Genomic DNA, 25,001 nt, shown 5'->3' with positions numbered 1-25,001 from the left:
CGTCGACCCGACGGTGGGCGCGCGCTCGTGGCCACCGGCTACGACGGCGACCTCGACGCGGTGCGGGCGCGCGGCAGCTTCCACCAGGTGCGGGTCGCGCCGGTGCCGCGGTGGCACACCGTGCACCTCAACGTCTCGGCCCGGCGCGTCACGGTGGCCCCGGGCACCCTGCTCGACCTCGGCGCCTCGGCCAAGGCGCACGCGGCCGACACGATCGCCGCGCTGCTCGCCGCCCGGCTGCCGGGTGGCTTCGCCGTCAACCTCGGTGGCGACGTCGCGGTCGCCGGGGAGCTGCCGGCCGGCGGCTGGGCCATCGGCGTCGAGGGCGCCGACGCGGCGCTTCGCGAGGTCGTCACGAGCACGGGGCAGGCCGTCGCGACCTCCTCGACGCGGCTGCGGGTCTGGCCCACCGACGACGGCCCGCACCACCACGTCATCGACCCGCGCACCGGTCGCACGGCTGCGGCGGTGTGGGCGCAGGTGTCGTGCGCGGCGGTCAGCTGCCTCGAGGCGAACGCGGCGTCGACGGCGGCCGTCGTGCTCGGCGCCGACGCCCCCGCCTGGCTGACCGCGCAGGGCGTGCCGGCCCGCCTCGAGGGCCTCGACGGGGGCGTCGTCACGACGCCCGGCTGGCCCTCCGCGAACCGGAGGGCGGCCTGATGAACGAGCTGCTCTGGTACGTCTCGCGCGGCACCGGCGTCGCCGCGATCGTGCTGCTCACCGCGGTCGTCGTGCTCGGTGCGGTCATCGCCGGTCGGCGCGCACCCCGCGGCGAGGGCGCGACCCTCGTCATGGCGCTGCACCGCTCGCTCTCCCTCGGGATGACCGTGTTCCTCGCCGCGCACGTCGCGACCGCCGTGGCCGAGACCTACGTCTCCATCGACGCCGTCAGCGCCGTGCTGCCCTTCACCTCCGGCTACGAGACGCTCTGGGTCGGGCTCGGCACGCTCGCGCTCGACGTGCTCGTCGCCGTCGTCGTCACCTCGGTGCTGCGGGCCCGCCTCGCCGAGCGCACGTGGCGCCGGGTGCACCTGCTCGCGCACGCCCTGTGGCCGATGGCCGTCGTGCACGGCCTCGCGCTCGGCACGGGCGACCAGCCGGTGCTGCGCGGCACCACGCTCGCCTGCGCCGTCGCGGGAGCCGCCGCGCTCGCCTGGCGCCTCGCCTCGAGCCACGCCGACCGTGACCGCCGGGCCCTCGTCGCCGCCCAGGAGTGGTCATGACCCTCGTCGCCCTGCTCGCCGAGGCGGGCCTGACCGGCCGCGGTGGCGCCGCCTTCCGCACCGCCACCAAGGTCGAAGGGGCGCACGCCCACGGCGCGCGCCTCGTCGTCAACGCCTGCGACGGCGAGCTCGGCGCCGCCAAGGACGCCTGGGTGGTGCGCCACCACCTCGCCGAGCTCGTCGAGGGTGCCACCCTCGTCGCCGCCGGGTCCCCGGTCACGTATGCCGCCCACCGCGGTTCCGAGACCGTCGACCTCCTGCGCGCGGCTGGGCTGCCCGTGCTCGACGTGCCGGCGCGCTACGTCTCCTCCGAGGAGTCGTCGCTCGTCTCGCTCGCCCGCGGCGGGCTCGCCCGGCCGCTGACGAAGCGGCAGCCCGTCGTCCGCGGGGGCCGCGACTCCGCCGGCCGGCGCATCCCGCCCACGGTCGTGCTCAACGCCGAGACGGTGTGGCGCGTCGCGCAGGTGGCCCACCGGGGGGCGGCGTGGTTCCGTTCGGTCGGCACGCCCGAGCAGCCCGGCCCGCGGCTCGTCGCCGTGAGCACGCCGAGCGTGCGGGGGCTCGTGCTCGAGACGGCCGCCGGGGAGCCCGTGGCCGACCTGCTGCGGCCGGCCGGTGGACCCCCGCCGGGGTCGCCCGCCCTGCTCGTCGGCGGACTCGGCGGGGCCTTCGTCGACGTCGGCGCCGTGCCCGGGCTGCGCTGGTCGGACGCCGACCTCGCCCGGGTGGGGGCCCGCACCGGCCCCGGCGTGCTCGAGGTGCTCGACCCGCGCGACTGTCCCCTCGGCTTCGTCGACCGCTGCCTCACGTGGGCCGCCGGCGAGAGCGCCGGGCAGTGCGGGCCGTGCATGTTCGGCCTGCCGGCGCTCGCCGCCGACTGGAGGGCGCTGCTCACCGGCGCCGACCCGACGGGGCGCGGGGTGCGCGCCCGGGTCGCCCTGCTGCCCGGCCGGGGAGCCTGCCGCTTCCCCGACGGCGTGGCCGGCTTCGCCGGCTCGGCGCTGCGCGTGCTCGCCGGCCACCTCGAGGAGCACCGGTCCGGGCGCTGCGCGGCCACCGACCCGTCGCCCCGCCACGCGCACCCCGCCGGCGCCACCCACCCGACCCGCCCGTCCCCCTCGAACCTCTGAAGGAGCAGCGATGTCCGCGACCTCCCCGTCCGCGCCCGCCGACGACCGCCGCACCACGGGCCGACGGCTCGGGCTCGCGGGCGACCCCGTGCTGGCCGTCGACCGCGTGGCCTGTACCGGTCACGGCGTGTGCGCGCAGCTGCTCGCCGGCGTGACCCTCGACGAGTGGGGCTACCCGGTCGTCGTCGACGCCCGCGTCGACGGCGACGACCCGGTGGCGCTCGAGACGTTCGCGGCGGCCGTGCGGCTCTGCCCGGCGCGGGCGCTCTTCCGCCGCTGACGCCGGCCTGCCACGCTGGGGCCCGGGCCGCCGTCGGCGGTCGAGCCAAGTGTCCGAATCTGCTCGATCGACTGTGCTTTCGCGCAGCATTGCTCATAGACTGCGCCGGTGAAGCGCGAAGCGGTCGTCGGCATCGACGTCGGGGGCACCCGCACCAAGGCGAGTCTCGTCACCGTCGAGGGCCAGGTGCTCACCGAGACCGTCACCCCGACGCCGCCCCGCCTCGGCGAGCGGGACGGTGAGCGGCTCGGCGACCTCGCCGCGCACGTCGTCGCCGAGCTCGTCCAGACGCTCGAAGAGCCGGCCGTGCTGCTCGCCGTCGGGGTCGTCGTGCCCGGGCTCGTCGACGAGGCCTCCGGCATCGGCGTGTGGTCGGCCAACCTCGGCTGGCGCGACCTCGACCTGCGCTCGGCCGTCGCCGCCCGGGTCGACGTGCCCGTGGCCGTGGGCCACGACGTGCGCGCCGGGCTGCTCGCCGAGCACCGCCTCGGCGCCGCGCGCGCCGCCTCGAACGTGCTCTTCGTCCCCCTCGGCACCGGTCTCGCGAGTGCGCTGCTCACCGGTGGCGAGCTCGTCACGGGGGCGCCCTGGGCCGGCGAGATCGGCCACGTCGTCGTCGTGCCGGACGGCCCGCCGTGCGGCTGCGGCCGCCGGGGCTGCCTCGAGGCCGTGGCGAGCGCCGGTGCGATCGGCCGCCGCTGGTCGGAGGCGACCGGCCTGACCGGCGACGCCGAGGAGGTCGCCCGGCGCGCCGCAGCCGGCGAGCCGGAGGCCCGGCGTGTCTGGACCGAGGCGATCGACGCGCTCGCGAGCGTGCTCGCGCCCGTCGTGGCGGCCGCCGGCACCGAGCTCGTGCTCGTCGGCGGGGGCCTCGTGCACGCCGGCGACGCGTTGCTCGTGCCCCTGCGCGCGGCCCTCGACGCCCGGGTCGGCCACCTCGGCGACGTCGCGGTCGAGGCGGCCGCGCTCGGTGACCGCGCCGGCTCGCTCGGCGCCGCGAGCCTCGCCCTGGGGCTCGTCGGCCGATGATCGTCACCCTGACGCCGAACCCGGCGCTCGACATCACGTATGCCGTGCCGACCGTGACGCTCGGCGAGTCCCACCGCGTCGGCTCGGTGACCGAGCGGGCGGGTGGCAAGGGCCTCAACGTCGCCTCGGTGCTCGCCACGATGCTCGCCTCGCTGTCGCCCTCGACGAGCACCTCGACGGGCACGTCGACGGCGGCCGGGGTCGTCGCCGTCGCACCGGTCGGGGCCCTCGACCGAGAGCTCTTCGCCGCGGACCTCGACGCGCGGCGGGTGCCGCACCGGCTCGTCGAGTCGCCGTGCCCGACCCGCCGCTCGGTCGCCGTCGTCGAGTCGGACGGCCGGGCCACCCTGCTCAACGAGGCCGGGGTCGGGCAGTCGCGCCGGGTCTGGCAGCTCGTCACCGACGAGGTCGAGCGGCTCGCCGGGTCCGCGCGCGTGCTCACCGTCTCGGGCAGCCTGCCGCCCGGCACCGACCCCGACCTCGTGCTGCGCCTGACCGAGCTCGCCCACGCGCACGACCTGCTCGTCGTGCTCGACGTGAGCGGCGAGGCCCTGGCCCGCGCGCTGCCCGCGCACCCCGACGTCGTCAAGCCGAACCGGACGGAGGCCGCCGGGGTGCTGCGCGCCCTCGCTGAGGCGGCGGGCGCCCCGACGCGCACCGCGCCCGACCCCACGGCGCAGCAGGCGGCATACGCCCTCGTCGAGGCCGGCGCGCGGGCCGCGGTGGTGAGCGACGGCGCCGCGGGGCTCGTGCTCGTGCACGGCGAGCTCGCCCTGCGCGCGCGGCTGCCCCGACCGCTGACCGGCAACCCGACGGGGGCCGGCGACGCCCTGACCGCGGCGCTCGCGGCCGGGCTCGACCGCGCCGGTCAGCTGCCCGACGGACGCGCCGCGTGGGAGCCCGTGCTGCGCCGCGGCGTGGCCTGGTCGGCGGCCGCGGTGCTCCAGCCGGTCGCCGGGGCGATCGACCCCGCCGACGCCGACCGACTCGCCCCCGACGTCGAGATCGAGGAGATCCGTTCGTGAGCCGCTCCCCCCTGACCCCCCTGCTGGCCGCCGCCCGCGCCGACGGACGGGCGCTCGCCGCCTTCAACGTCATCCAGCTCGAGCACGCCGAGGCGTATGCCGCCGCCGCCGAGCGGGTCGGGCTGCCCGTCGTCATGCAGATCTCGCAGAACTGCGTGCGCTACCACGGGTCGCTCGCGCCGCTCGCCGCCGCGACGCTCGCGATCGCCGACGCGTGCGCCCAGGACGTCGTCGTGCACCTCGACCACGCGGAGGACGTCGGCCTCGTCGAGGAGGCCGTGCGGCTCGGGCTGACCTCGGTGATGTTCGACGGGTCGCGGCTGCCCGACGACGCCAACCGCGCCGAGACCGCCCGCGTCGTCGCGCTCTGCCGCGCGGCGGGGGTCAGCGTCGAGGCCGAGCTCGGCGAGGTCGGCGGCAAGGACGGCGTGCACGCGCCCGGGGCACGCACCGACCCCGGCGAGGCGGCGCAGTTCGTCGCCGACACGGGCGTCGACGCGCTCGCCGTCGCGGTCGGCAGCAGCCACGCCATGACCGACCGCACGGCCCGGCTCGACACCGACCTCATCGGACGGCTGCGCGCACAGGTGCCGGTGCCGCTCGTGCTGCACGGCTCGTCGGGCGTGCCCGACGAGGGACTCGTCGGGGCGGTGCGGGCCGGCATGACGAAGGTCAACATCGCGACCCACCTCAACCAGGTGTTCACGACCGCGATGACCGAGCGGCTGCAGGCGCGGCCGACGGTCGACACCCGGGCCTACCTCGGCGCCGCGCGCGACGCCGTCACCGACGAGGCCGCCCGCCTCATGCAGCTGCTGGCCCTCCAGGCCCCCCGCTGACCCCCAACCGTCGAAAGGCCACTCCTTGCGGGTCTGACCCCGTCGAGAGGCCACCTTTGGAGACCCCCCAACCGTCGAGAGGCCACCTTTCGCGGGTGCGCACAGGTCGAGAGGCCAATCCTCGGTTGCGAGGATTGGCCTCTCGACGTTCTGGCACCCGCGGACTTTGGCCTCTCGACGTTCTGGCACCCCCGAACTTTGGCCTTTCGACGGTTGGGGGTGCCGGGTGTCAGGCCAGGACGATGCTGCGCGTGAGGTGGCGGGGGGCGTCGGGGTCGAGGCCGGCCGACTCGGCGCGCGCGAGGCAGAGCCGGTGCACGCGGACGAGCTCGGCCATCGGGTCGAGGTCGCGGTGCTCGAAGAGGGCGCCCGTCTCGCGCACCTGCTCGGCCAGCCCGTCCGGCACCGCGCCGAGGGCCCAGACCGCGCGGCCGGGGGCGGCGATGCTGATCGGGCCGTGGCGGTACTCCATCGCCACGTACGACTCGGCCCAGAACTGCGCCGACTCGCGCAGCTTGAGGGCAGCCTCGTTCGCGAGGCCCTTGCTCCAGTCGGTGCCGAGGAAGGTGACCTGCTCGACCGAGCGGAGCTCTCCCAAGGCAGTCTCGACGTCCTCGTCGAGCACGGCCCGCGCCTGCTCGACGACGTGCCCGAGGTCCTCGCCGAGCGAGGCCCGCAGCAGCGCGAGCGTCGAGGTGGCGAAGCGGGTCTGCACGACCGACTGCTCGTCGACGTCGTCCATGAGGATCGTGGCGGCCGACCGCTCCGCCACCGGGGTGCCGGGCGTCGCGACGATCGACACGTGCGGCGTGCCCGCGGCGAGCAGCTCGTCGAGCACCTCGAGCACCTCGGTCGTCGTGCCCGACCTGCAGATGATGACGACGCGGTCGTAGCCCCGTGCGAGGCGGTGCTCCGAGGCCGTGAAGGCGTCGGTCGGCCCCTGCCCCAGGGACTCGCGGCGGGCGGCATACGCCTGGCCCATGAACCACGACGTGCCGCACCCGATCGTCGCGACGTGCTCGCCGGGGCGCGGCAGGTCGCCCGCCACGGCGGGCAGGCGCGCGGCGGTGCGGGCCCAGTCGTCCGGCTGGGTGGCGATCTCACGGGCGAGGTGCGAGGGCTGGGACATGGGGGCGGCTCCGACGAAGAAGGTGATTGTGTCTGCGCGATCCGAAGCGTAAACGCGCACAGATGCACATGTCCACTGCTCGACTCACGCGCTACGCTCGGCGCGTGACCGATGACGGCGATCTCGCACGCACCCGCGCCGGCCGCTGGTCGGTGATGCTCGACCGGCTCGCGACGGCGGGCCGGCTCGGCGTCGGCGAGGCGGCCGAGCTGCTCGGCGTCAGCGAGGCGACGATCCGCCGCGACTTCTCCGAGCTCGCCCGGCGCCAGCTCGTCGCACGCAACCACGGCGGCGTCGTCGCGACGAGCGTCGCCTACGAGCTGCCCTACCGCTACCGCAGCAGCCGCGGCGACGACGACCGCGCCCGGGTCGCGACGGCGGCCGCGGCGCTCGTGCGCCCCGGCCAGGTCGTCGGCGTCAACGGCGGCACGACGACGACCGCCACCGCGCGCGCCCTCACGGCCCGCGAGGACCTCGCCGTCGGCGGCGAGCTCACCTTGGTGACCAACGCGCTCAACATCGCCACCGAGGCGGTGCTGCGCCCGCACGTCCAGTGCGTCTCGCTCGGCGGGGTGGCCCGTCCGGAGTCCTACGAGGTGACGGGCCCGCTCGCGACGCTCGTGCTCCAGCAGCTGTGGATCGACGTCGCCATCGTCGGGGTCAACGGCCTGTCGGCGCGCGAGGGCGCCACCTGCCGCCACGAGGAGGAGGCGGCGATCATCCGCACCATGATCGAGCGCTCCAAGGAGGTCATCTGCGTGACGACGGGCGACAAGCTCGGCCTGCGCACCTTCGCCTCGATCGCTCCTGCCGAGCGCATCGACCACCTCGTCACTACCGTGGACGCGGACCCCGCGGAGGTCGAGGCGCTGCGCGCCGCGGGCGTCGAGGTCCACCAGGTCTGAGGGTCGGGCCACCCTGGGCCGCCCCGGAGCCATCCCGCGCCCGCCCCCGAGGCGGTATGCCGCCATGTCCCGTCGATGCGTGAATGTGATCGATTGATCGACAACTCGGTCAGCATTGCTCTTGAAACCCTGCCGGGCGCGCCCTAGGTTGGGCCCCACCGTGTGTCCGGGCCGGCACGTGCCCCACGTGCCCACCGCGCCTGGAACCGAACCAAGGAGAGACATGAGGTCGACGAAGAAGTCTGTGGTCGTCGCGGGAGTGGCCATCGCCGGCCTCGCCCTCGGCGCCTGTGGCGGCGGAACCGGAGCCGGCTCGGCCGGCGGGTCCACCGGCGGCAGCGGTGAGGAGGTCAAGACGATCAAGCTCGTCGCGGCCGAGTACTCCAAGGACAACACGAAGAAGTTCTGGGACGCCTTCGCGGCGACCTACAAGCAGAAGACCGGCTACACGCTCGACGTGCAGGTCGTCAGCTGGGACAACATCGACCAGCAGTCCTCGACGATGATCCAGAACAACCAGGCACCCGACATCCTCAACCTCAACGCGTACGCCAGCTACGCCAAGGACGGGCTGCTCTACGACTCCGACGCCGTGCTGCCCGCCGCGGTCAAGAGCGACATCCTCGACACGTTCGTCAAGTACGGCACGTACGACGGCAAGTTCTACGGCTTCCCCGACCTCTCGTCGGCGCGCGCGTTCTTCTACAACAAGACGCTCTTCAAGCAGGCCGGCATCAACGAGCCGCCCAAGACGTGGGCCGAGCTCGAGGCCGACGCGAAGAAGCTCGCCGCGCTCGGCAACGGCACCGTCGGCTACGCCCTCCCGCTCGGCCCGGAGGAGTCGCAGGGCGAGTTCTCCATGTGGCTGTTCAACAACGGCGGCACGTGGAAGGACGGCGACAAGTGGACGATCAACTCCGCGAAGAACGTCGAGACGCTGAGCTTCCTCAAGAAGCTGACTGACGAGAAGGTCACGCAGAACAACCCGGCCCGCACCAACCGGGCCGACGCGTTCGACCTCTTCAAGTCGGGCAAGGCCGGCATGGTCATCGGCTTCAGCCCCCTCGCCGCCGCGCTCGACGCGGACAAGAAGGTCGACTACGGCGTCGCGCCGTTCCCGACGAACGACGGCTCCGAGAGCAAGACGTTCGGCGTCACCGACTACCTCATGGCCTTCAAGAAGCCGGGCAACGAGAAGGCGGTCAAGGCCTTCTACGACCTCTACTACCAGCCCGACCAGGTCAACACCTTCATCAAGGCCGAGGGCTTCCTGCCCGTCACGAAGTCGGGCGTCGAGGCCTTCAAGGGCGAGACCTCGCTCAAGGTCTACCTCGACACCCTGCCCAACGCGCAGCTCACCCCGACCGACGACCCGACGTGGGACAAGGTCAAGCTCGCCGTGCAGCAGAACCTCGGTGGCGGCCTGACCGGCTCGCCGCAGGCCACCCTCGACGGTCTGCAGAAGACCGCCGAAAACGGCGGCTGAGGCTCGCGCCCCGATGACCGAGCGCTCCACCGTGACCCCCGACCCCGCCCTCGCGGCGGGGTCGGGGGACCGCCGTTCCCGTATGCCGTCCCGTGGCCGTCGCGCGCACGCCGGTCGCATCGGCCGGGTGCACCCCCTCGTCGCCCTGCTCTGGCTGGCGCCGGCGCTCGTGCTCATCCTCGGGGTCGTGCTCTACCCGGCGCTCAAGCTCTTCGACGCCTCGCGCGGGGAGTACTCCATCACCGGCCTGCGCAAGGGCGACGCGGGCTGGTCGAACTACGCCAAGGTGCTCGAGCACCCCGACCTCGGCACGGTGCTGCGCAACACCGTCGTCTGGGTCGTCGCCGTCGTCGCCTTCACCATCGTGCTCGGCCTCGCCCTCGCGCAGTTCCTCGTCAAGAGCTTCCCCGGGCGTCGCTTCGTGCGCTGGGCCGTCATCATCCCGTGGGCCGCCTCGCTCGTCATCACGAGCCAGCTCTTCGTGCTGCTCTACGACTACAACTACGGGATCATCAACCACGTCCTGACGAGCCTGCACGTCATCGACACCCCGATCGACTTCCTCGGCAACGACTCCTGGACGATGTTCTCGATGGTCGTCGTCGGCGTCTTCGTCTCGCTGCCCTTCACGATCTTCGTCTTCATCGCCGGCCTCGGCGCGATCCCCGACGACGTCATGGAGGCCGCGACGGTCGACGGTGCGAGCCCGTGGCAGCGCTACCGGAGCATCACGCTGCCGCTCATGCGCCCGGCCCTGATGATCGCGACGGTGCTCAACGTCATCTACGTCTTCAACAGCTTCCCGATCATCTACACCCTCAACGACCGCAACCCGGGCTACCTGCACGACACGACGATCACGTTCATGTACAAGCTGGCCTTCAAGAGCCAGGAGAAGGACGTCGGCATGTCGGCCGCGGCGGGCATCTTCAACGTCCTGCTGATCCTCGTCGTCGTCGCCGTCTACCTCAAGATCATCAACTGGCGTGAGGAGACGAGCCGATGAGCACCACGACGGCACCCGCAGCCCGCGCGGCGGGCGCGCCTCCGCCGCAGACGGATCCGCCGGTGCGCACACGGGATCCCAAGCGCCGCAGGAAGATCCTCATGTCGGTCGGCGGGGCGCTCGTCGCCCTCGTCTTCGTCGCGCCGTACCTCGTCATGGTGCTCGACTCGCTGCGCACGAGCAGCGACGTCAAGAGCACCCCGCCGTCGTTCCTGCCGAAGGTGTGGCAGTGGGACACCTACGCCCAGGTGCTCGGCGACGACCGGTTCCTCTCGTGGCTCAAGACCTCGCTCATCGTCGCGACCGGGTCGACGGTCATCGTCATCCTCGTCGCCATCCCGGCTGCGTACATGACCTCACGCCACCGCTTCCCCGGTCGCGGTGCGTTCCTGCTGCTCGTGCTCGTCACGCAGATGTTCGCGCCGACCTCGCTCGTCGTCGGTCTCTACCGCCAGTTCTTCGAGCTCAACCTCATCAACACCTACGCCGCGCTCATCATCACGAACGCCGCGTTCAACCTCGCCTTCGCGATCTGGATCCTGCACGGCTTCTTCGCCTCGATCCCGCTCGAGGTCGAGGAGGCGGCCGCCCTGGACGGCGCGAGCCGGTGGCAGGTGCTGCGCCGCGTCATGCTGCCGCTCACGCTGCCCGGCCTCGTCACGGCGACGATCTTCACCTTCATCGCCGCGTGGAACGAGTACGTCGTGGCCCTGACGCTGATGATCGACGACGACAAGAAGCCGCTCACCGTCGGCATGCGGGCCTACATCACCGGCTACGAGCAGCACTGGGACCAGCTCTTCGCGGCGTCCGTCATCGCCGTCGTGCCCGTCGTGATCCTCTTCGCCGTCATCGAGAAGCACCTCGTCGGCGGGCTCACGGCCGGCTCGGTCAAGTAGCCCGACCCGACGAGCAGCAACGAGCAGCGCAAGAGCAGCGCCACAGCTGCGCACGAGAAGGGGCCCCGGTCGTGACGACCGGGGCCCCTTCCCGTTCAAGGGTCGGAGGGGCTGGACGGGTTGGACGCTGCGTCAGCCGACGTAGCCGAGCAGCTCGAGCGAGACGGCCCGGATGGAGCCGACGTCGCCGCCCGCCCGGTCGACGACCGAGAAGGTCCAGCTGCCGACGACCGGCTGCGAGAGCAGCGGCGCGAGCGGCGACACGGGCTTCCACTCACCCGTGAACGGCGCGTCGGTGCTGCCCGCCGAGAGGATGCTGCGCGTGGCGTCGTCGTCGAAGACGACCTGGCACAGGTTGTTGCCCGAGCCGCCGTTGCCGCTGAACACCGTGGCGCTCGCCCCCGACGGCGACGTCAGCGTGCCGACGAGATCGGAGACGTACGTGTGGTCGAGCCCCACCGTCGTCGCGCCCTCGTCGGTCGTGCACGTGGTGCCGTCGATGCTGAAACGGATGTCGCCGGCATACGTCGACCCGGTGACCGGGATGGTGACGCCGGCCCCGGTCGCGTCACGGTCGGGGATCGCCACGGCCGGGCCGGTGTAGCTGAACCGCGTGGGCTCGGCGGCCGGCTGGCCGGTGGCCAGCGACAGGGTCGAGCGCTGCGGCGAGTAGCTGCCGACGAACGACACGGTGGCCGCCACGGAGACCGGCTTGCCGGCGGGATAGCCCGCGGCCAACCGGATCGTGAAGGTCCGCGAGGCCGTGGCCCCCGGGGCGAGGGCGCCGTAGGTGCGCACGGACGGCGTGAGGGTGACGCCGGCGTCGCTCGAGCGGAGGCGGACGTTGACGCTCGAGGCCCGGCCGTCACCGATGTTCGTCACCGGTACCGTCAGGGTGCCGGACTCGCCGGGCCCGAGGTAGGCGTCGCCGTCTCCGGCGGGTGCCACGGTGGCCTGGCCGGTGCGCACGAGCGGCTGCGGCGTCGCCCCGGTCCGGCGCAGCACCCGCGTCGCGAGCACGACACCGTGCCCGGTCCGCGAGTCGGTGCCCGGCGGGGTCAGGTCGATCGAGGTCGAGACCATCGCGTCGCGGATCTCGTCGGGCGCGGTGCCCGGGTTGCCCGAGAGCACGAGCGCGGCGACGGCGGCGGCGTGCGGTGCGGCCGCCGAAGTGCCGAAGAACTTCTCGAAGCCCGGCACGGTCGTGCTGACGCCGTCGGCCGCCGTGAGGTCGGGCTTCTGGCGCACCACGCCGCCGGTCGAGCTCGTGTTGCCCGGCGTGTAGGGCGTGCCGTCGGCCGCGAAGAAGACGCGGCGCGGGCCGTCGGAGGTGAAGCGCTCCGGCAGCTGCTGGCGGGTGAAGGCGTTCGGGAAGGGCCCGGACGGGTTCGGCGGGTCGCCCGGCTCGAGGTCGAAGGGCAGCGGGGTCGCCGCGGGCGCGGCGGCGGTGCTGATCGCGTCGACGGTTGCCGAGTGGCCGCGCGTGACGCCGGGGGTCGTGTAGGCCTTGAGCCCGTCGGGTGAGTCGACGTAGCGACCGCGCAGGGCCGAGAGCTGGAAGTAGACGTCGGCGCCGGAGTACTTCACCACGGCGAGGCGCTGGTTGGTGGTGAAGGGGTCGGTGCCGAGGATCTCGAAGGGGTCGTCGTCGCCGTTCTGCACCTCCTGCGAGAAGCCGATGACGTTGCCGCTGCCGTTGAGCAGGTAGAGGTCGTAGTCGTCGGCCGCTGCCCCGAGCGGGTCGGCCCAGTGCAGCGTCACGGGCACGCCGCCGCTGGGGTCGGAGAGCGGCTCGTAGAGCTGCACGCCGGGCCCGGGGTCGAAGTCGTGGGCGTCGCCGACGAACTTGCCGACGCGCTGGCCGGAGGCGCGGAAGTCGCCTTCGTAGTTGCCCGAGGTTCCGTCGATGACGTTGCCCTCGTTGCCCGCCGAGCTGAAGTAGAGCGCCCCGTCGGCGGTGACGGCATTGACCGACTGCGCGATCGGGCCGTCCTGGAAGGGCGACTCGGCGAAGTAGAGCACGTCGTCGACGATGATGTCGCAGCCGGCCTGGCTGCGCAGCGCCCGGATGTTGTCGGCAAAGGACGCCGCGCTCGTGAAGGCGGTGGCGAAGCCGAGGTCGGCCTTCGGCGCGAGGTCGTGGATGATCTCGAGCATCGCCGTGCCCTCGTCGCCGCTGCCCTCCTGGCCGGGCAGCACGTCGACCGGGGGCAGGTCGCCCGAGGCGATCGAGGCCGGCAGCGAGTCGACGCCGTCGGAGAGGGCGCAGACCTTCACGCCGACGCCCGACACCCTGTAGCGGGTGCGGGCGACGTCGGCCGCGTGCGCCTTGTCGCCCTCGGACGTCACCGTGCCGACGAGTGGGGCGACGGCCGAGCGGCGCGCGGTCAGCGCCCGGTTGAGGGCCGCCTCCACGCGCTGGGTGCGGTCGGCCTTGGAGGGTGCCGTCGTGACGACACGGCCCGGGGCGCGCTGCGCGTCGCTGCCCACCCCCGGCTTCGGGGCGGCGGCCGACGACGTCATCGCGCCGCCGGCGGCGCGCACGTGCGTCACCTCCTTGAGGGCTGCGACCGCGGTGAGGGAGGTCGTCGGCACGGTGGCGCGCACCGAGCGGACCCGGCTCGACGCATACGTGATCGACGCCCCGGCGGCCCGGAGGCGGCTGAGCAGCGCGTCGTCGACGGCGGTGACCTCGATGTCGACGTCGACCGACGCCGCCCTGGTCCTGGCCGTGGTGTCGAGTCCCGGCAGGGCCTGCCGGAGGGCCGTGTCGGTGCGGGCGCGGAGCCCGATGGCGAGGCGGCTGTCGAGCTTGGCCTCGGCGCCGGTGAGCGACGCCTTGACCCTCTGCAGCGCGCTGATCTGCGCGGCGGTGCCGGCCGTGAGCCGGTCGTTCGCCGCGGGCACTGCGTTCGATGCGGTCGGCTGCGCGAAGGCAGCGGTGACTGGGATGGTCAGTGCGGTCACGACGACGGCTGTCATCGCGCCACGTACGGAACGCCGGTGAATCCCCTGAGGCGCCGGTCGGCGCGAGCTCGGTTCCATGGGTCAGGCCTACCGCTGGCGGCCCGGGTCGGCAGCGCGAAAGGTACGCGCGGGGAGCGAGGGGTAGAAGTGGCAGATGCGCTCAGAGCCGAGCGGGCGGGTGCGGCACGACGACCCCGACGAGGGTGCCCACGCGCACGACCGCGCCCGCCCCGCCGGCCGTACCCCGGTGCGGGGCGCGCGCGGCGATCCGGGTGCACTCGGCCGGGCGGCACCACCGGGGCACGACTCCCCCGGACTCGGCCCGGATCATCATCTGCAGCGTGCCGGCCGTGATCCGCCCGCGCGCCGTGGCCCGCTCGCGCGGTGCCTGGTAGAGCACGACGAGGGGGCGGGAGCCGTCGGGACGCAGCGCCGTCGCCTCCTGCGCGAGGGCGGCGTAGCGGCGCTGCGACGCCTGGTGGTCGCCGACGTCCGCGCGCCACGTCAGGGTGCCGATGACGGCGAGCGCCGCGAGCGCGCCCACCCCGACGCGCGCCGACCGCCGCGACCCGGCGAGCAGCAGCGCCGCCGGCAGCACGACCGCCGGCCAGACCCAGAGCTCGCCCCGCGGGTCGGTGACGACGCCGGTGACGAGGGTCTGCAGCGCGCCGAGCCCGACGACGAGCGCCGCGGCGGCGAGCACCCGCAGCACGCGGGGGCGCACCGAGCGGTCCCACAGCCCCACGGCGACCGCGACGACCCCGACGACGAGCGCGGGCCAGACGGCGACGCCGAGCCGGGCCAGCGAGCGCAGCGCCCGGAGCGTGTTGACCTTGGCGTCGTAGAGGCTCGTCAGCGGGTTCGGGCGCCGCCAGGCCGCCACGACGATGCCGGGGTGGCCGAAGGCGATCGCATTGAGCACGTAGATGACGCCGATGCCGACGGCATACGCGAGCAGGAAGCCGAGGCCGACGAGCGCGAGCCGGCGCCACGACGGCGCGCCGAGCTGCAGGGCCAGGCAGACGACCAGCACCGCCGCGACGGGCGGGTAGGTGAGCACCGCGAGCACGGTCGTCACGAGCAGCCAGAGTGCGAGGTGCGACCGGCGCCGCGACGCCGCGGGCAGCGTCCACACGCCGGCGGCGGCCACGAGCACCGAGGGCGTCAGCGTGCCGGGCCAGTAGAGGAGGCGCACCCAGAGCACCGAGCCGAAGAGCGCGAGGCCGAGCAGCGCGTCGACCGCCCAGTGCAGCGGGGGCAGTCGGCGTCGCACGAGCCGCCAGAGCCCCGCGACGAAGAGGGCGTATGCCGCCACGTACGTCAGCGCGGCGCTGATCGCCGTGCCGTGCTGGCCGACGACGAGCCACCACACGTAGTTGAGCCAGCGGCCCTCGTTGAGGTTCTTCGCGTAGACGTCGGTGGCGTATGCCGTGTGCGGCGGCAGCAGGTAGGGCCAGTCGTCGCGGCGGATGTAGGGCGTGACCGCCTGGGCGACGGCATCCGTGAGCAGCAGCGCGACGACGACGACCGCGACGACGAGCAGGGCGCGCGGCGGCTGCCAGCCGGAGCGTGACCCACCGACGGTGCGCCGGGGCACGCGGGCTGGGGCCGTCATCGGGGGCCTCGATCGGGGTCGCGGTCGGCTGGTCCCTCTCGACGATACGCAGCGCGATCGGCCGAAGGGGGCTTGCACAGAAGATGCCCAGCGCCTTGGCACCGGGCGGTCAGCCGTGCGGCGGCGTCCGACGGTGCGGGTCAAAATTCGCAAAACGGGCACGCGGGCCGGGTCCTCGCCGTAGCGTTCCCCCGGTCTGCGGGAGGGTCCCGCTCGAAACGGGGGGAACCTCCATGCGCAAGCGCGCCACGTACGCCGGCTTCACCACGCTCGGGATCGCCGTCGGCGTCCTCGTCTCTCCGCCGGCGGTCCAGGCTGCCGTCAACTACTTCGACACGACGAAGACGGTGTCGGGCACCGGCTCGGTCGCGTGCCCCGCCGGCACGCGGATGACGGGCGGCGGCGTCGGCTCGCTGCCCGACGACGTCTTCGGCTACACCAGCAGCCGGGAGTACCTGCTGACCGGCTCGATGCCGAACGCCAACGGCTGGAAGGCGACGGCGAAGCAGATCACCGGCAAGTACTCGGACGCCAACGGCTGGACCTTCCGCACGACGTCGTACTCCGCCAAGGTCTTCGCGGTCTGCGCGTCCTGAGGCTCAGGGTCGCGGCAGGGCGACGTCGACGAGCAGGCCGGGGTGGTCGGTCGTGCCCTCCATGTCGACGACCGTGCGCGAGCGAAGCTCGGCGCCGGGGCTCACGACGACGTCCTGCACGCCGCCGTCGTCGGTGTGCTGGTAACCGCCCGGCAGGCACGCCTCCACGCCGGGTGAGCCGGTGGCCGGGAGGTTGAGGTCGGCGCCGAGGACCAGCGGGATGCGCGTGCCGGCGCGGGCGGCGCCCTGCACGACGGACGTCAGGAGGTGTCGGCACTGGCTCAGCGCCACGGCCGCGTCGGTGCTCGCCGCGTGCGTCGTGCAGGCGGCGAAGCGCGTGGCGACGTCGATGCAGACCCAGACGCGTTCCTCGGGGTCGGCGGCGTCCTGCACCGGGTAGACACCGGAACGGCTGCGGTTGCCCGTGGTGGCGGCCTGCGACGACCGCGGGGCGGCGACGAGCACGCCGTCGCCGAAGTCCTCGCCGTCCCGGCACGTGACGGGGCGGTGGGTCAGGCGGTCCGGGGCGGGCGCGAAGGCCGCGGCCACCGCCGCCGCCGGGTGCGCGGCCGACATCGTCCGCTCGAAGACGGTCACGTCGTCCCGGCAGACCTCGTTGAGGGTGACCACGTCGGGTCGGTGGTCGTGGACGAGCCCCACGGCCAGGTCGACGGCGTCGCCGCCGGAGTAGCAGGCGGCGCGCCCGCTGTTGCAGAGGTTGAGTTGCAGCACGCGCACGTCGGTGGTGTCCGGGCTGGTCGACGCATGGCCGGGGTTCGTCCGGGCGCTCGCGGCCCTGTCGGCGTCGCAGGCCGAGAGGGAGCCGGTGGCGAGCAGCACCGAGCAGGCCGCGGCCGCCACCCACCCCGGGCCGTGGCCGAGCCGAACGCGCATACCCGTCATCGAACCCCGGCGTCCGCGCAGCGCGCAACGGCCTCGTGCCGCGGGTGAGGTGGCTCTTCCCAGCCCGCACCGAGCGGCGCGGCGTACCGTCCACCCCACTGGTCGCTTCGGACTGCGGAGGACGCGTGTCGAACAAGGTGCTCGGGTGGGTGCTCGCCACCACGGTGCTGCTCGGCGGCTGCGGGTCGGGCGCAGCGACCGCTCCGGACACGACGTCACCGTCGTCGGCGGCGTCGACATCCTCGGAGCCCGCGACCTCCGCGCCCGCCACGGTGAGCAAGCTGCTCGTCTTCGTCGTCGAGAACCACTCGCTCGACCAGATGCGCGGGGCGATGCCCTGGACGGCCGCGCTCGGCCGGCAGTTCGGGGCCGCGACGAGCTACCGGGCCGTGACGCACCCGTCGCTGCCCAACTACCTCGCGATGACGGGCGGCAGCACGGCCGGCATCGTAGACGACGACCCGCCCGCGACCCACACGACCGACGAGCCGTCGGTGTTCGGGCAGGCGCTCAGCCTGGGCGGGACGGCGAGGCTCTACGCCGAGGGCATGCCCGGCACCTGCGCCACGACGAGCTCGGGCACGTATGCCGTCCGGCACAACCCGTGGGCCTACCACCTGAGCGAGCGCGCCGCCTGCACGCAGTACGACGTGCCGCTGACGTCGCTGAGCACGGATGCTGCAAGCGGGCAGCTGCCCAACGCGGGCATGGTCGTCCCCGACGTGTGCAACGACGCGCACGACTGCGGCCTGGGGGTCGCGGACCACTGGCTCGAGACGCAGGTCGAGGCCGTGATGGCCGGGCCCGACTGGCGTGCAGGGCGTCTCGCGATCGTCGTGACCGCCGACGAGGACGACCGCCACCACGGCAACGTCGTGCTGACGACGGTCGCCCACCCGTCGCTGCACGGCGTCGTCGTCACGACGCCACTCGACCACTACTCGCTCGCGCGGCTCTACAGCGAGGTGCTCGGCGCGCCGCCGCTCGGCCGGGCGGCGACCGCCACCTCGATGGCATCCGCCTTCGGCCTGCCCCTCGCCGGGGGCTGACGGAGGGGCCTCGTGCGCAGGCTCATCCCGTCGCTCGTCGTCTGCTCCAGCCCTCCGCGGGCGAGCGCCTCGTCGAGCGACTCGCGGGAGCGGTGCACGGTGCGGGTCCAGAGCGCGCGCAGCTCGTCGGGGCCGTCGTCGGCGCCCACCCCGGCGCACTTCCAGGCGAAGGTGCGCCGGTTGCGCTCGAGGGTGATGACGGCGGTGTCGATCCCGTCGCCGCGGAGGAAGCGCTCGAGGTCCCACCGCGGGGGCCGGCCGGGCTCGAAGCCGAAGTCTCGTGTCAGGCCCGCACGGTACGAACCCACCCGGACGAGGCACATCCGTGATGGCGAGCGGCCCTTCCCTTGTGCGGCTCCCGGCAGTGTGGTTGCGTGGCGGCACCGTCCCCGCCATCGGGCGAGGCACCACGACGAGGTGGTTTCGATGGGCTCGACGTACGACTACGTGATCGTTGGAGCCGGGTCGGCCGGGGCGGTGGTCGCCGCCCGCCTGACCGAGGACCCGGACGTCCGCGTCTGCCTGCTCGAGGCCGGCGGGCCGCCCCCGCCCGCGGAGCTGGTGCCCGCCGCGGTCGCGAGCCTGCAGAACGACCCGACGACCGACTGGATGTTCAACGCCGACCCCGGCGGCGTCGGCAAGGGCCTCGTCGGCGGCCAGATGATGGTGCCCCGCGGCAAGATGCTCGGCGGCTCCTCGGGACTCAACTACATGGCATACGTGCGCGGCCACCCCGGTGATTTCGACGCGTGGGCCGCGGGCGGCGCGGACGGCTGGTCCTACGAGGAGGTGCTGCCCTACTTCCGCAAGGCCGAGGGCTTCGCCAGCAGCCCCGAGCTGCAGCCCGACCTCGAGATGCACGGCGTCAACGGGCCGGTCGGGGTGTCGGTGCGCCAGCCGGTGCTGCGCGCGTCGAACGAGTTCGTCGAGGCCGCGGGCGCCGCGGGTCTCAAGCAGGGTGACTACAACGGCCGCGACCGGCTCAACCCCGAGGGGGTGGCCTCGCTCTTCCAGACGACGACGAAGGACGGCCGGCGCAGCTCGACCTTCCACGCCTACCTCGAGCCGGCGATGGACCGCGAGAACCTCACCGTCGTGACCGGCGCGCTCGTCGAGCGGGTGCTGCTCGAGGCGGACGGGGACGGAGTGCGCGCCACCGGCGTCGCCTACCGCACCGACGACGGCGCCCACGAGGAGGTGGCCGCGGGCACCGAGGTGGTGCTGTGCGCGGGCGCCATCGGCTCGCCGCACCTGCTGCTGCTCTCGGGGGTCGGTGCGCGCGACGAGCTCGCCGCCGTCGGGATCGACTGCGTCGTCGACCTGCCCGACGTCGGGCGCCACCTCAAGGACCATCTCCACACGCCCCTGATGTTCGCCGCCGACGGCATCGGCGAGACGATGACCGAGGTCGCGCTGTCGCTCGGGCCGGATGCGTTGCGCGCCCCGGCCGGCCCGCTGCCGGCCGACCCGGCCGACGACGTCGACCTGCCCGAGCCACTCGCCGCCGCCAAGGCCGAGGCCGAGCGCCGCATCGGCGAGTGGTTCACGACCGGGCGCGGCATCGCGTCGTCGTCGCTCTACGACGCGGTGGCGTTCTTCTCCACCGGGCTCGGCGACGAGCACACCCACGACGCGCAGATCGGGTTCCTCGCGTGCGGCTACACGCCAGCCATCTGGGAGGGCGTCTTCCGGCTGCCGCCGTCGGCGTTTTTCGACGACCCGGCATCCTTCCTCGACCCGACGCGCGGGCAGGTCGTCGTGCTGCCCAACCCCGTGCAGCCGCACTCCGAGGGCTCGGTGACGCTGATCAGCAATGACCCGGCCGTGCACCCACGGATCGAGCTCAACTACTTCGACGACCCGCACGACGTGGCGGTCATGGTCGCGGTGATGCGGCGCGCGCTGGAGATCGCCAAGGCGTGGCCCGGCGGTGGCCTGGGCGACCCGGTCATCCCGCCGCACCTGGCGCAGGCTCACGGTCACGTGGCCGGGTCCGAGCCGAGTGATGCGCTGCTCGAGGACTTCGCGCGGCACTACGCCCTCACCGTCTACCACCAGACGTCGACGTGCCGGATCGGTGACGTCGTCGACCCGCGGCTGCGGGTGCGCGGCATCGACGCGCTGCGGGTGGCCGACGCGAGCGTGATGCCGAACGTCGTCAGCGGCAACACCAACGCCGCGGCCATCATGATCGGCGAGAAGGCCGCCGAGCTGATCGCCACCGACCACGGCGTGAAGCTGCACGAGATGGTCGGCTGACGGTACCTACCCGCCGGCGACGCTGGGATGTACGTTGAAGTCTCAACGATTCATCCGACCGTAGGAGCACGAGATGGCCACGATCGTCGTCTTCGGAGGCACGGGATACACCGGCAGCAACGTGGTGCAAGAGGCGGTCTCGCGCGGGCATCAGGTGGTGTCGGTGAGCCGGTCCACGCCGAAGGACCCGGTGGAGGGCGTCAGGTACGAGACGGGCCCCGTCGAGGAGGTCGCCGGGCGGGTGGTCCCAGGGTCGGACGCCGTCGTAGCGGCGTTGTCGCCGCGCGGAGACATGGCCGGCCGCCTCGTCGAGGTCTACCGCGGCCTCGCGCGGCAGGCGGCCGACGCGGGTGCGCGGTATCTCCAGGTCGGCGGGTTCAGCTCGCTGCGCCCGGCGCCGGGGGCGCCCCGCTTCGTCGAGGGCGACAGCCCCGACGAGTACCGCGACGAGGCCCTGGAGGGCGAGGCGACGCGGGTCCTGCTCGCCGAGGAGGCGCCGGAGGGCCTGGACTGGGTCTTCGTCAGCCCTGCCGGCAGCTACGGCGCGTGGGCAGCGGGCGAGCGGACCGGCACCTTCCGGGTCGGCGACGAGGTCGCCCTCTTCGACGCCGACGGAGGGTCGAACATCTCCGGCGCGGACTTCGCCGTGGCGATCGTCGACGAGATCGAGCGCCCGGCCCATCACCGTGCGCACATCGGCGTCGCCTACTGAGCGACTCGGCTTCCTGACCCGCGCCAAAGGCGCCCGTGGCTGCTCAACGCAGCGGTTCGCAAGGTGTCTGGGTGAATGGGTGGGCGGCTAAATGGGTGAGCGGCTGGCGGCGGAGTGCGTGGCCGCTTCGCTCTGGTTGGAGGCAGGACGTGACTCATCGCGGCCGACTACCCTTGGCGCATGAGCACTGCGAGCCCCCGGAGCGAGTTGCTGCGCGCAGCGATCGCGGGACATCGTGGTGCTCTCGACGCGATCATGCGCCGGTACGCGGCGAATAACCCGCGACTGTTCGGCTCGGTTGCCCGTGGCGATGCGACGCCGGACAGTGACATTGACTTGTTGGTCGACCTCCTACCTGGTGGCGGCAATGAGCTGTTGCGAGTCTCAGGTATTGCCGAGGAGCTGACGGTGCTTCTCGGGGTCAGAGTCGATGTCGTGGCCACATCGCTGCTGCGAGGCGAGGTCTCCTCGACCGCTCTCGCTGACGCGGTGGCGGTGTGAGTCGATCAGAGGAGGAGCGGCTCGCCGACATCCTGGACGCGGTAGAGCGGTGTCAGAGCTACGCGCCTCACCTGCGCTCCGCTGACCTCAGGGCGATGGCTTATGACGCCTTGCTGCGCAACCTGGCTGTCATCGGCGAGGCCGCTCGTTCGCTGCCAAGTGAGACTCGAGAAGTCATGCCTGAGGTGCCGTGGGCTTCGATCGCAGGCTTGCGCAACATCGTCGTGCACGAGTACTTCCGTGTGAATCCCGACTTGATCCTCGACATCGTCCGTCAAGAACTGGTCGACTTGGCAAGCGCAATCCGCAATCGCTGACGGCAGTCCGTCAAGTCGCCGTGAGCAAGATGGTCGACACGGCGGCGGTGTGACGCGACTGCTCGACCTGATTGGCCGAGAAGTCGTTACGGCAGCTCGGGGTCTGGGTGCGCTCGCTCGTACTCTCGGACGCTTTCTTCGTCGACCAGGGCCTCATCGGTAAGCCACTGCACAGCGCGGACCCGTGCCCGCGCATCCCTGAAGGCGTGCCAGAAGGAGATCAGGTCAGGATGGCGTTGGTAGAGCTCGTTCTTGAAGCGCCGAAACGCGCCCTTGCCCTGCAGCGCGCGGTGTAGGGAATCGCTGGCGGCACGGTCGCTGATTCCGTCGGCGAAGTCGGCCATGTCCTGGTACCAGGCGTACGGAGGGAGAGGGTCGATGACGACCAGATCGAGTTCGTCGATTTCGACCGGGTTCTCACCGTCGATGCCGGTGTCGCTGGTCCAGAAGGCCATCTCGCCGGTCCTGGGGTCGATCAGCCACCGGTGTTCGAAGTCGGTCTGGTCCGCCAGAGCGGTCGCGATCTCCTCAAGGTCGACGGCGTCCAGGTCAAGCATCGGATCAGCGTATGACTTCACGCGGCCGCCCAACAGGCGGCGGTGTGACATGGCCGCTCTCGGCGGTGTGACATGGCCGCTCTCGCGGCGGTGTGACATGGCCGCTCTCGCGGCGGTGTGACATGGCCGCTCTCGCGGCGGTGTGACATGGCCGCTCTCGCGGCGGTGTGACATGGCCGCTCTCGCGGCGGTGTGACATGGCCGCTCTCGCGGCGAATAGACGCACGTCTCGGCCAGCTCATGAGCGATGACCTGCTTGGCTGCTCGGATCAATCCCCCTCCGACTGCAACCGGTGCTTCAGACTTGAAAAGGTGCGACAGCTGGTGCCTGATCCGCAACCTGAGTCAGGCTGATGCTTGCTAAATTCGTCTTCAAGGTATTGCTTGACGGGAGATGACGGCCAGGAGAAGGGCTCGCGTCTCGCGAATGATCATCTTGTCCGCGGCTTCTTCGATGCCTGTCCACTCGTCATGCTTCAGCACGCCGTCCGGATGAACGTTATTCTCGGAATGACCATCGGATGCGAACCAGGAGAAGCGCGTCCAGCGTCCATTGTGAACGTCAATTAGGTGATCCTTGAGTCGCCCGCCGATTCCGCTTGCCCAGAGGCCAAGGCGACATAAAAGATGTCAGTATCGGAACACGCACATATACACCGCGAGCCTTGCGGAAGTCAGCGACCTTGAGGGTATGGCTGTCGACTCCTCGTCGACCGAGTAGGCGCCAACGGTACGCCTTTGAATCGATCAGCTGCGCTTCCCAAAAGAAGCCCTAGGCCCCGACCAGCACAGCCTGTCCCCTCCCACTCGGTTGGCTCTTGGGCTGGTAGAGCCGAGCGGGGGGAGGTCGGGATACAGGCAGGCTTGGGCGCAAAAGCGATGCCGGAACGCTCCGCCCCACTCCCGCGTTGGCGTTCGCCGCACGGGCCCAGCTTCGGTCCTGCTTGTGGCGCTGTGGTCGCCTCCACGACGTTTGCCCTTATGCCGCTGATCCGAGCGAGGACTCGCAGGTTTCAGAGCTGAATGCGCAGGCCAGCGCGTCGACCCATGTGCGAATCCACCCAATCCCGCAGGCTCAATCCGATCTGTGGGTGCACGAAGTAGGCCCACACGAGCGCCAGCGCGACGAAAGAGCCACCCTCTGTGAGTCGGACGAGCTGATCGTAGGCCCGCTGGTATCCCGCCACGGACGACGGCCACCCGTCCTCGACCACCGTCGGCAGCGTCTGCATCAACTGCTCCACCTCCGGCCCCAGACCTTGGGTGGGCACCGTCGTGGCAACGACCGCAGGACGCGCCTGTGGCAACGACCGGGACGGGCGCCGCCACCCGTACACGGCGAATCCCACCGCAAGGACCAGAGCGACGACGAACGCGCCGAGGTTCGGCCCGCTCACCGTGCCGATCGGGTGCTCGGCGGTGCCCTCCGTCGTGGTGGAACCCAAGTTGGCTACCGCGGCGATGGAGAACAGGCCAGTCAGAATCCACGGCCAGTAGCGCAACCAGAACACCCGGACCCGGCCCCCAGCAACGCCGCTAATGTACTCGGCGAAACCGGAACGCTGCAGGACCTTGCTCCGGCCCAGAAGGCGGGCCAATAGGGGCGGGCGCGGCGTCGACTCGTACGCCTCGTATGCCCACCTGCGGACCCGCTCAACGTCGAAGTCGACGAGTGCCTCGATCAGGAGGGCGTCGTCATTGTCGTCATCGGCGAAGGCATCGAGCGCCGGCGGGTATGTGTCGTGGCTCGAGGGCGAGTCAGGATGCTCTGGGCGCCGCATCCCGGTAACGAAGCGCGCCGGACCGTTCACCGGTGTCATCCGACCCAGCAGGTCGTAGCGAAACAGCGCCACTGCCATGGTGTCGGCGTAAGTGATCGCCTGCTGCGAGTATCCAGCCCCGGAGAAGAAGAACAGCTGCTTGTGTGAGTCATGGCCGGCGGCCCCGACCAGGCGCTGCACCGCCGGGGCACCGACCTGCGCGGCCTCGAACTTCACCTGACCCAGCGCCGAGTCGGACAGCACGTCGATGCCGCCGTCCGCGCCAGCAGCCGTCACGTGCGCGTCCGCATGACCCCAGAACCGCATCCAGTCGGCCGCGTTCACCTCCGCGACCTGCCACGAGTCGATCTGAGTCACCTGCGGCTGCTCGTTCACGTGCTCCCCTGTACCCCGAGCGCCCGCGGGGCGCCGGTCCTATGGCGTGCCGCGTCGCGGCTATGCCCATCCCGGGCTCAGCCCGTGCTGTCGAAAGGAAGCGTACGGCCCAGGGTGACGTCGTGGCACGGCGGCCATAGCAGCCCCATCCAACGTCCCGGGCCAGAAGTTCGAGATCAGCATTTCCTCGTGGGGCACGGTCGCGCCAAGCGCGACTACCCCAGAGAAACGGTCTGACGTTGTCAGGGCAGGGTTCTACCTACAGTGCACCCGCGCAACTAACGACCTGAAGGGCCGAGGTCTGCGTCGCCCTTAGGGCACGGCGCCTGTCAGGCGGCGGAAGGACAGGGCCGCTTCGCGGCTGCTAGATGATTGCGGTCAGGATCGGTGTCTGGCCAGACTCGGTCCAGGTGTCCGG

Annotated in this window: 24 protein-coding genes; 17 read left to right on the top strand and 7 right to left on the bottom strand. The window is 72.4% G+C overall.

Annotated elements, in window-relative coordinates; all coding sequences use genetic code 11:
- Positions 1 to 27: 27 nt before the first annotated feature.
- The 7 genes from ABD979_RS01705 to ABD979_RS01675 all read left to right on the top strand — a co-directional run bounded on the left by ABD979_RS01705 (position 28) and on the right by ABD979_RS01675 (position 5,526).
- Positions 28 to 660: an FAD:protein FMN transferase gene (locus ABD979_RS01705; protein ID WP_345505699.1), complete on the top strand. Its 633-nt coding sequence runs from the start codon at positions 28 to 30 to the stop codon at positions 658 to 660.
- On the top strand, positions 660 to 1,223 hold the full coding sequence (locus tag ABD979_RS01700; RefSeq protein ID WP_345505698.1) for a ferric reductase-like transmembrane domain-containing protein: 564 nt from the start codon (positions 660 to 662) through the stop codon (positions 1,221 to 1,223). The genes ABD979_RS01705 and ABD979_RS01700 overlap by 1 nt, the downstream gene beginning before the upstream one ends.
- Positions 1,220 to 2,353, top strand: coding sequence for an NADH-ubiquinone oxidoreductase-F iron-sulfur binding region domain-containing protein (locus tag ABD979_RS01695; protein ID WP_345505697.1), 1,134 nt, complete (start codon positions 1,220 to 1,222; stop codon positions 2,351 to 2,353). Before ABD979_RS01700 ends, ABD979_RS01695 begins: the two co-directional genes overlap by 4 nt.
- A gap of 10 nt (positions 2,354 to 2,363) precedes the next feature.
- The gene (locus ABD979_RS01690; RefSeq protein WP_345505696.1) at positions 2,364 to 2,633 is read left to right on the top strand and encodes a ferredoxin; all 270 of its coding nucleotides are present in this window, start codon (positions 2,364 to 2,366) and stop codon (positions 2,631 to 2,633) included.
- A 108-nt stretch (positions 2,634 to 2,741) separates the two neighbouring features.
- On the top strand, positions 2,742 to 3,662 hold the full coding sequence (locus ABD979_RS01685; RefSeq protein ID WP_345505695.1) for an ROK family protein: 921 nt from the start codon (positions 2,742 to 2,744) through the stop codon (positions 3,660 to 3,662).
- Positions 3,659 to 4,687, top strand: a complete 1,029-nt coding sequence (locus tag ABD979_RS01680) for a 1-phosphofructokinase family hexose kinase (RefSeq protein ID WP_345505694.1) — start codon at positions 3,659 to 3,661, stop codon at positions 4,685 to 4,687. The genes ABD979_RS01685 and ABD979_RS01680 overlap by 4 nt, the downstream gene beginning before the upstream one ends.
- Entirely contained in the window at positions 4,684 to 5,526 is an 843-nt protein-coding gene (locus ABD979_RS01675; protein WP_345505693.1) for a class II fructose-bisphosphate aldolase, read from the top strand. Before ABD979_RS01680 ends, ABD979_RS01675 begins: the two co-directional genes overlap by 4 nt.
- A gap of 229 nt (positions 5,527 to 5,755) precedes the next feature.
- Here the strand turns inward: ABD979_RS01675 and ABD979_RS01670 are convergent, their stop codons facing one another.
- Entirely contained in the window at positions 5,756 to 6,655 is a 900-nt protein-coding gene (locus tag ABD979_RS01670; protein ID WP_345505692.1) for an SIS domain-containing protein, read from the bottom strand.
- A 104-nt stretch (positions 6,656 to 6,759) separates the two neighbouring features.
- Here ABD979_RS01670 and ABD979_RS01665 point away from each other — a divergent pair, with 104 nt between their 5' ends.
- The 4 genes from ABD979_RS01665 to ABD979_RS01650 all read left to right on the top strand — a co-directional run bounded on the left by ABD979_RS01665 (position 6,760) and on the right by ABD979_RS01650 (position 10,951).
- Complete coding sequence (locus ABD979_RS01665; protein ID WP_345505691.1) at positions 6,760 to 7,560, top strand: DeoR/GlpR family DNA-binding transcription regulator; 801 nt, start codon at positions 6,760 to 6,762, stop codon at positions 7,558 to 7,560.
- A gap of 223 nt (positions 7,561 to 7,783) precedes the next feature.
- Positions 7,784 to 9,046 (top strand): extracellular solute-binding protein, encoded by a 1,263-nt coding sequence (locus ABD979_RS01660; protein WP_345505690.1) that lies wholly within the window; start codon positions 7,784 to 7,786, stop codon positions 9,044 to 9,046.
- A gap of 13 nt (positions 9,047 to 9,059) precedes the next feature.
- Positions 9,060 to 10,052, top strand: coding sequence for a carbohydrate ABC transporter permease (locus ABD979_RS01655; RefSeq protein WP_345505689.1), 993 nt, complete (start codon positions 9,060 to 9,062; stop codon positions 10,050 to 10,052).
- Entirely contained in the window at positions 10,049 to 10,951 is a 903-nt protein-coding gene (locus tag ABD979_RS01650) for a carbohydrate ABC transporter permease (protein WP_345505688.1), read from the top strand. The genes ABD979_RS01655 and ABD979_RS01650 overlap by 4 nt, the downstream gene beginning before the upstream one ends.
- 132 nt (positions 10,952 to 11,083) lie before the next feature.
- Here the strand turns inward: ABD979_RS01650 and ABD979_RS01645 are convergent, their stop codons facing one another.
- Positions 11,084 to 13,918 carry a S8 family serine peptidase gene (locus ABD979_RS01645; protein WP_345505687.1) on the bottom strand — a complete coding sequence of 945 codons (2,835 nt, stop codon included), beginning with the start codon at positions 13,916 to 13,918 and terminating at the stop codon, positions 11,084 to 11,086.
- 160 nt (positions 13,919 to 14,078) lie between these two features.
- Positions 14,079 to 15,533, bottom strand: a complete 1,455-nt coding sequence (locus ABD979_RS01640) for a hypothetical protein (RefSeq protein ID WP_345505686.1) — start codon at positions 15,531 to 15,533, stop codon at positions 14,079 to 14,081.
- 233 nt (positions 15,534 to 15,766) lie between these two features.
- Here ABD979_RS01640 and ABD979_RS01635 point away from each other — a divergent pair, with 233 nt between their 5' ends.
- The gene (locus ABD979_RS01635) at positions 15,767 to 16,129 is read left to right on the top strand and encodes a hypothetical protein (RefSeq protein WP_345505685.1); all 363 of its coding nucleotides are present in this window, start codon (positions 15,767 to 15,769) and stop codon (positions 16,127 to 16,129) included.
- A 3-nt stretch (positions 16,130 to 16,132) separates the two neighbouring features.
- Here the strand turns inward: ABD979_RS01635 and ABD979_RS01630 are convergent, their stop codons facing one another.
- Positions 16,133 to 17,023 (bottom strand): hypothetical protein, encoded by an 891-nt coding sequence (locus tag ABD979_RS01630; protein ID WP_345505684.1) that lies wholly within the window; start codon positions 17,021 to 17,023, stop codon positions 16,133 to 16,135.
- A gap of 134 nt (positions 17,024 to 17,157) precedes the next feature.
- On the opposite strand from ABD979_RS01630, the gene ABD979_RS01625 reads away from it, so the two are divergent.
- A complete protein-coding gene (locus ABD979_RS01625; protein ID WP_345505683.1) occupies positions 17,158 to 18,081 on the top strand; it encodes an alkaline phosphatase family protein in 924 nt (307 codons plus the stop codon).
- On the opposite strand, the gene ABD979_RS01620 is transcribed toward ABD979_RS01625, so the two are convergent.
- Entirely contained in the window at positions 17,988 to 18,389 is a 402-nt protein-coding gene (locus tag ABD979_RS01620; protein ID WP_345505682.1) for a hypothetical protein, read from the bottom strand. The two genes, ABD979_RS01625 and ABD979_RS01620, sit on opposite strands and share 94 nt — an antisense overlap.
- A gap of 118 nt (positions 18,390 to 18,507) precedes the next feature.
- Here ABD979_RS01620 and ABD979_RS01615 point away from each other — a divergent pair, with 118 nt between their 5' ends.
- The 4 genes from ABD979_RS01615 to ABD979_RS01600 all read left to right on the top strand — a co-directional run bounded on the left by ABD979_RS01615 (position 18,508) and on the right by ABD979_RS01600 (position 21,870).
- Complete coding sequence (locus tag ABD979_RS01615) at positions 18,508 to 20,340, top strand: GMC family oxidoreductase (protein WP_345505681.1); 1,833 nt, start codon at positions 18,508 to 18,510, stop codon at positions 20,338 to 20,340.
- 73 nt (positions 20,341 to 20,413) lie between these two features.
- On the top strand, positions 20,414 to 21,052 hold the full coding sequence (locus tag ABD979_RS01610; protein WP_345505680.1) for an NAD(P)-dependent oxidoreductase: 639 nt from the start codon (positions 20,414 to 20,416) through the stop codon (positions 21,050 to 21,052).
- 180 nt (positions 21,053 to 21,232) lie between these two features.
- The gene (locus tag ABD979_RS01605) at positions 21,233 to 21,553 is read left to right on the top strand and encodes a nucleotidyltransferase family protein (protein WP_345505679.1); all 321 of its coding nucleotides are present in this window, start codon (positions 21,233 to 21,235) and stop codon (positions 21,551 to 21,553) included.
- Positions 21,550 to 21,870, top strand: a complete 321-nt coding sequence (locus ABD979_RS01600) for a HepT-like ribonuclease domain-containing protein (protein WP_345505678.1) — start codon at positions 21,550 to 21,552, stop codon at positions 21,868 to 21,870. Before ABD979_RS01605 ends, ABD979_RS01600 begins: the two co-directional genes overlap by 4 nt.
- A gap of 86 nt (positions 21,871 to 21,956) precedes the next feature.
- Here ABD979_RS01600 and ABD979_RS01595 read toward each other — a convergent pair whose 3' ends face one another.
- The gene (locus ABD979_RS01595; protein WP_345505677.1) at positions 21,957 to 22,427 is read right to left on the bottom strand and encodes a UPF0158 family protein; all 471 of its coding nucleotides are present in this window, start codon (positions 22,425 to 22,427) and stop codon (positions 21,957 to 21,959) included.
- A gap of 1,013 nt (positions 22,428 to 23,440) precedes the next feature.
- Positions 23,441 to 24,583, bottom strand: a complete 1,143-nt coding sequence (locus ABD979_RS01590) for a restriction endonuclease (RefSeq protein WP_345505676.1) — start codon at positions 24,581 to 24,583, stop codon at positions 23,441 to 23,443.
- Positions 24,584 to 25,001 lie beyond the last annotated feature (418 nt).

Origin of the sequence: Terrabacter aeriphilus, assembly GCF_039542985.1 — a bacterium.
GTDB lineage: Bacteria > Actinomycetota > Actinomycetes > Actinomycetales > Dermatophilaceae > Terrabacter > Terrabacter aeriphilus.
This window is presented reverse-complemented; position numbering and strand designations above follow the sequence as displayed.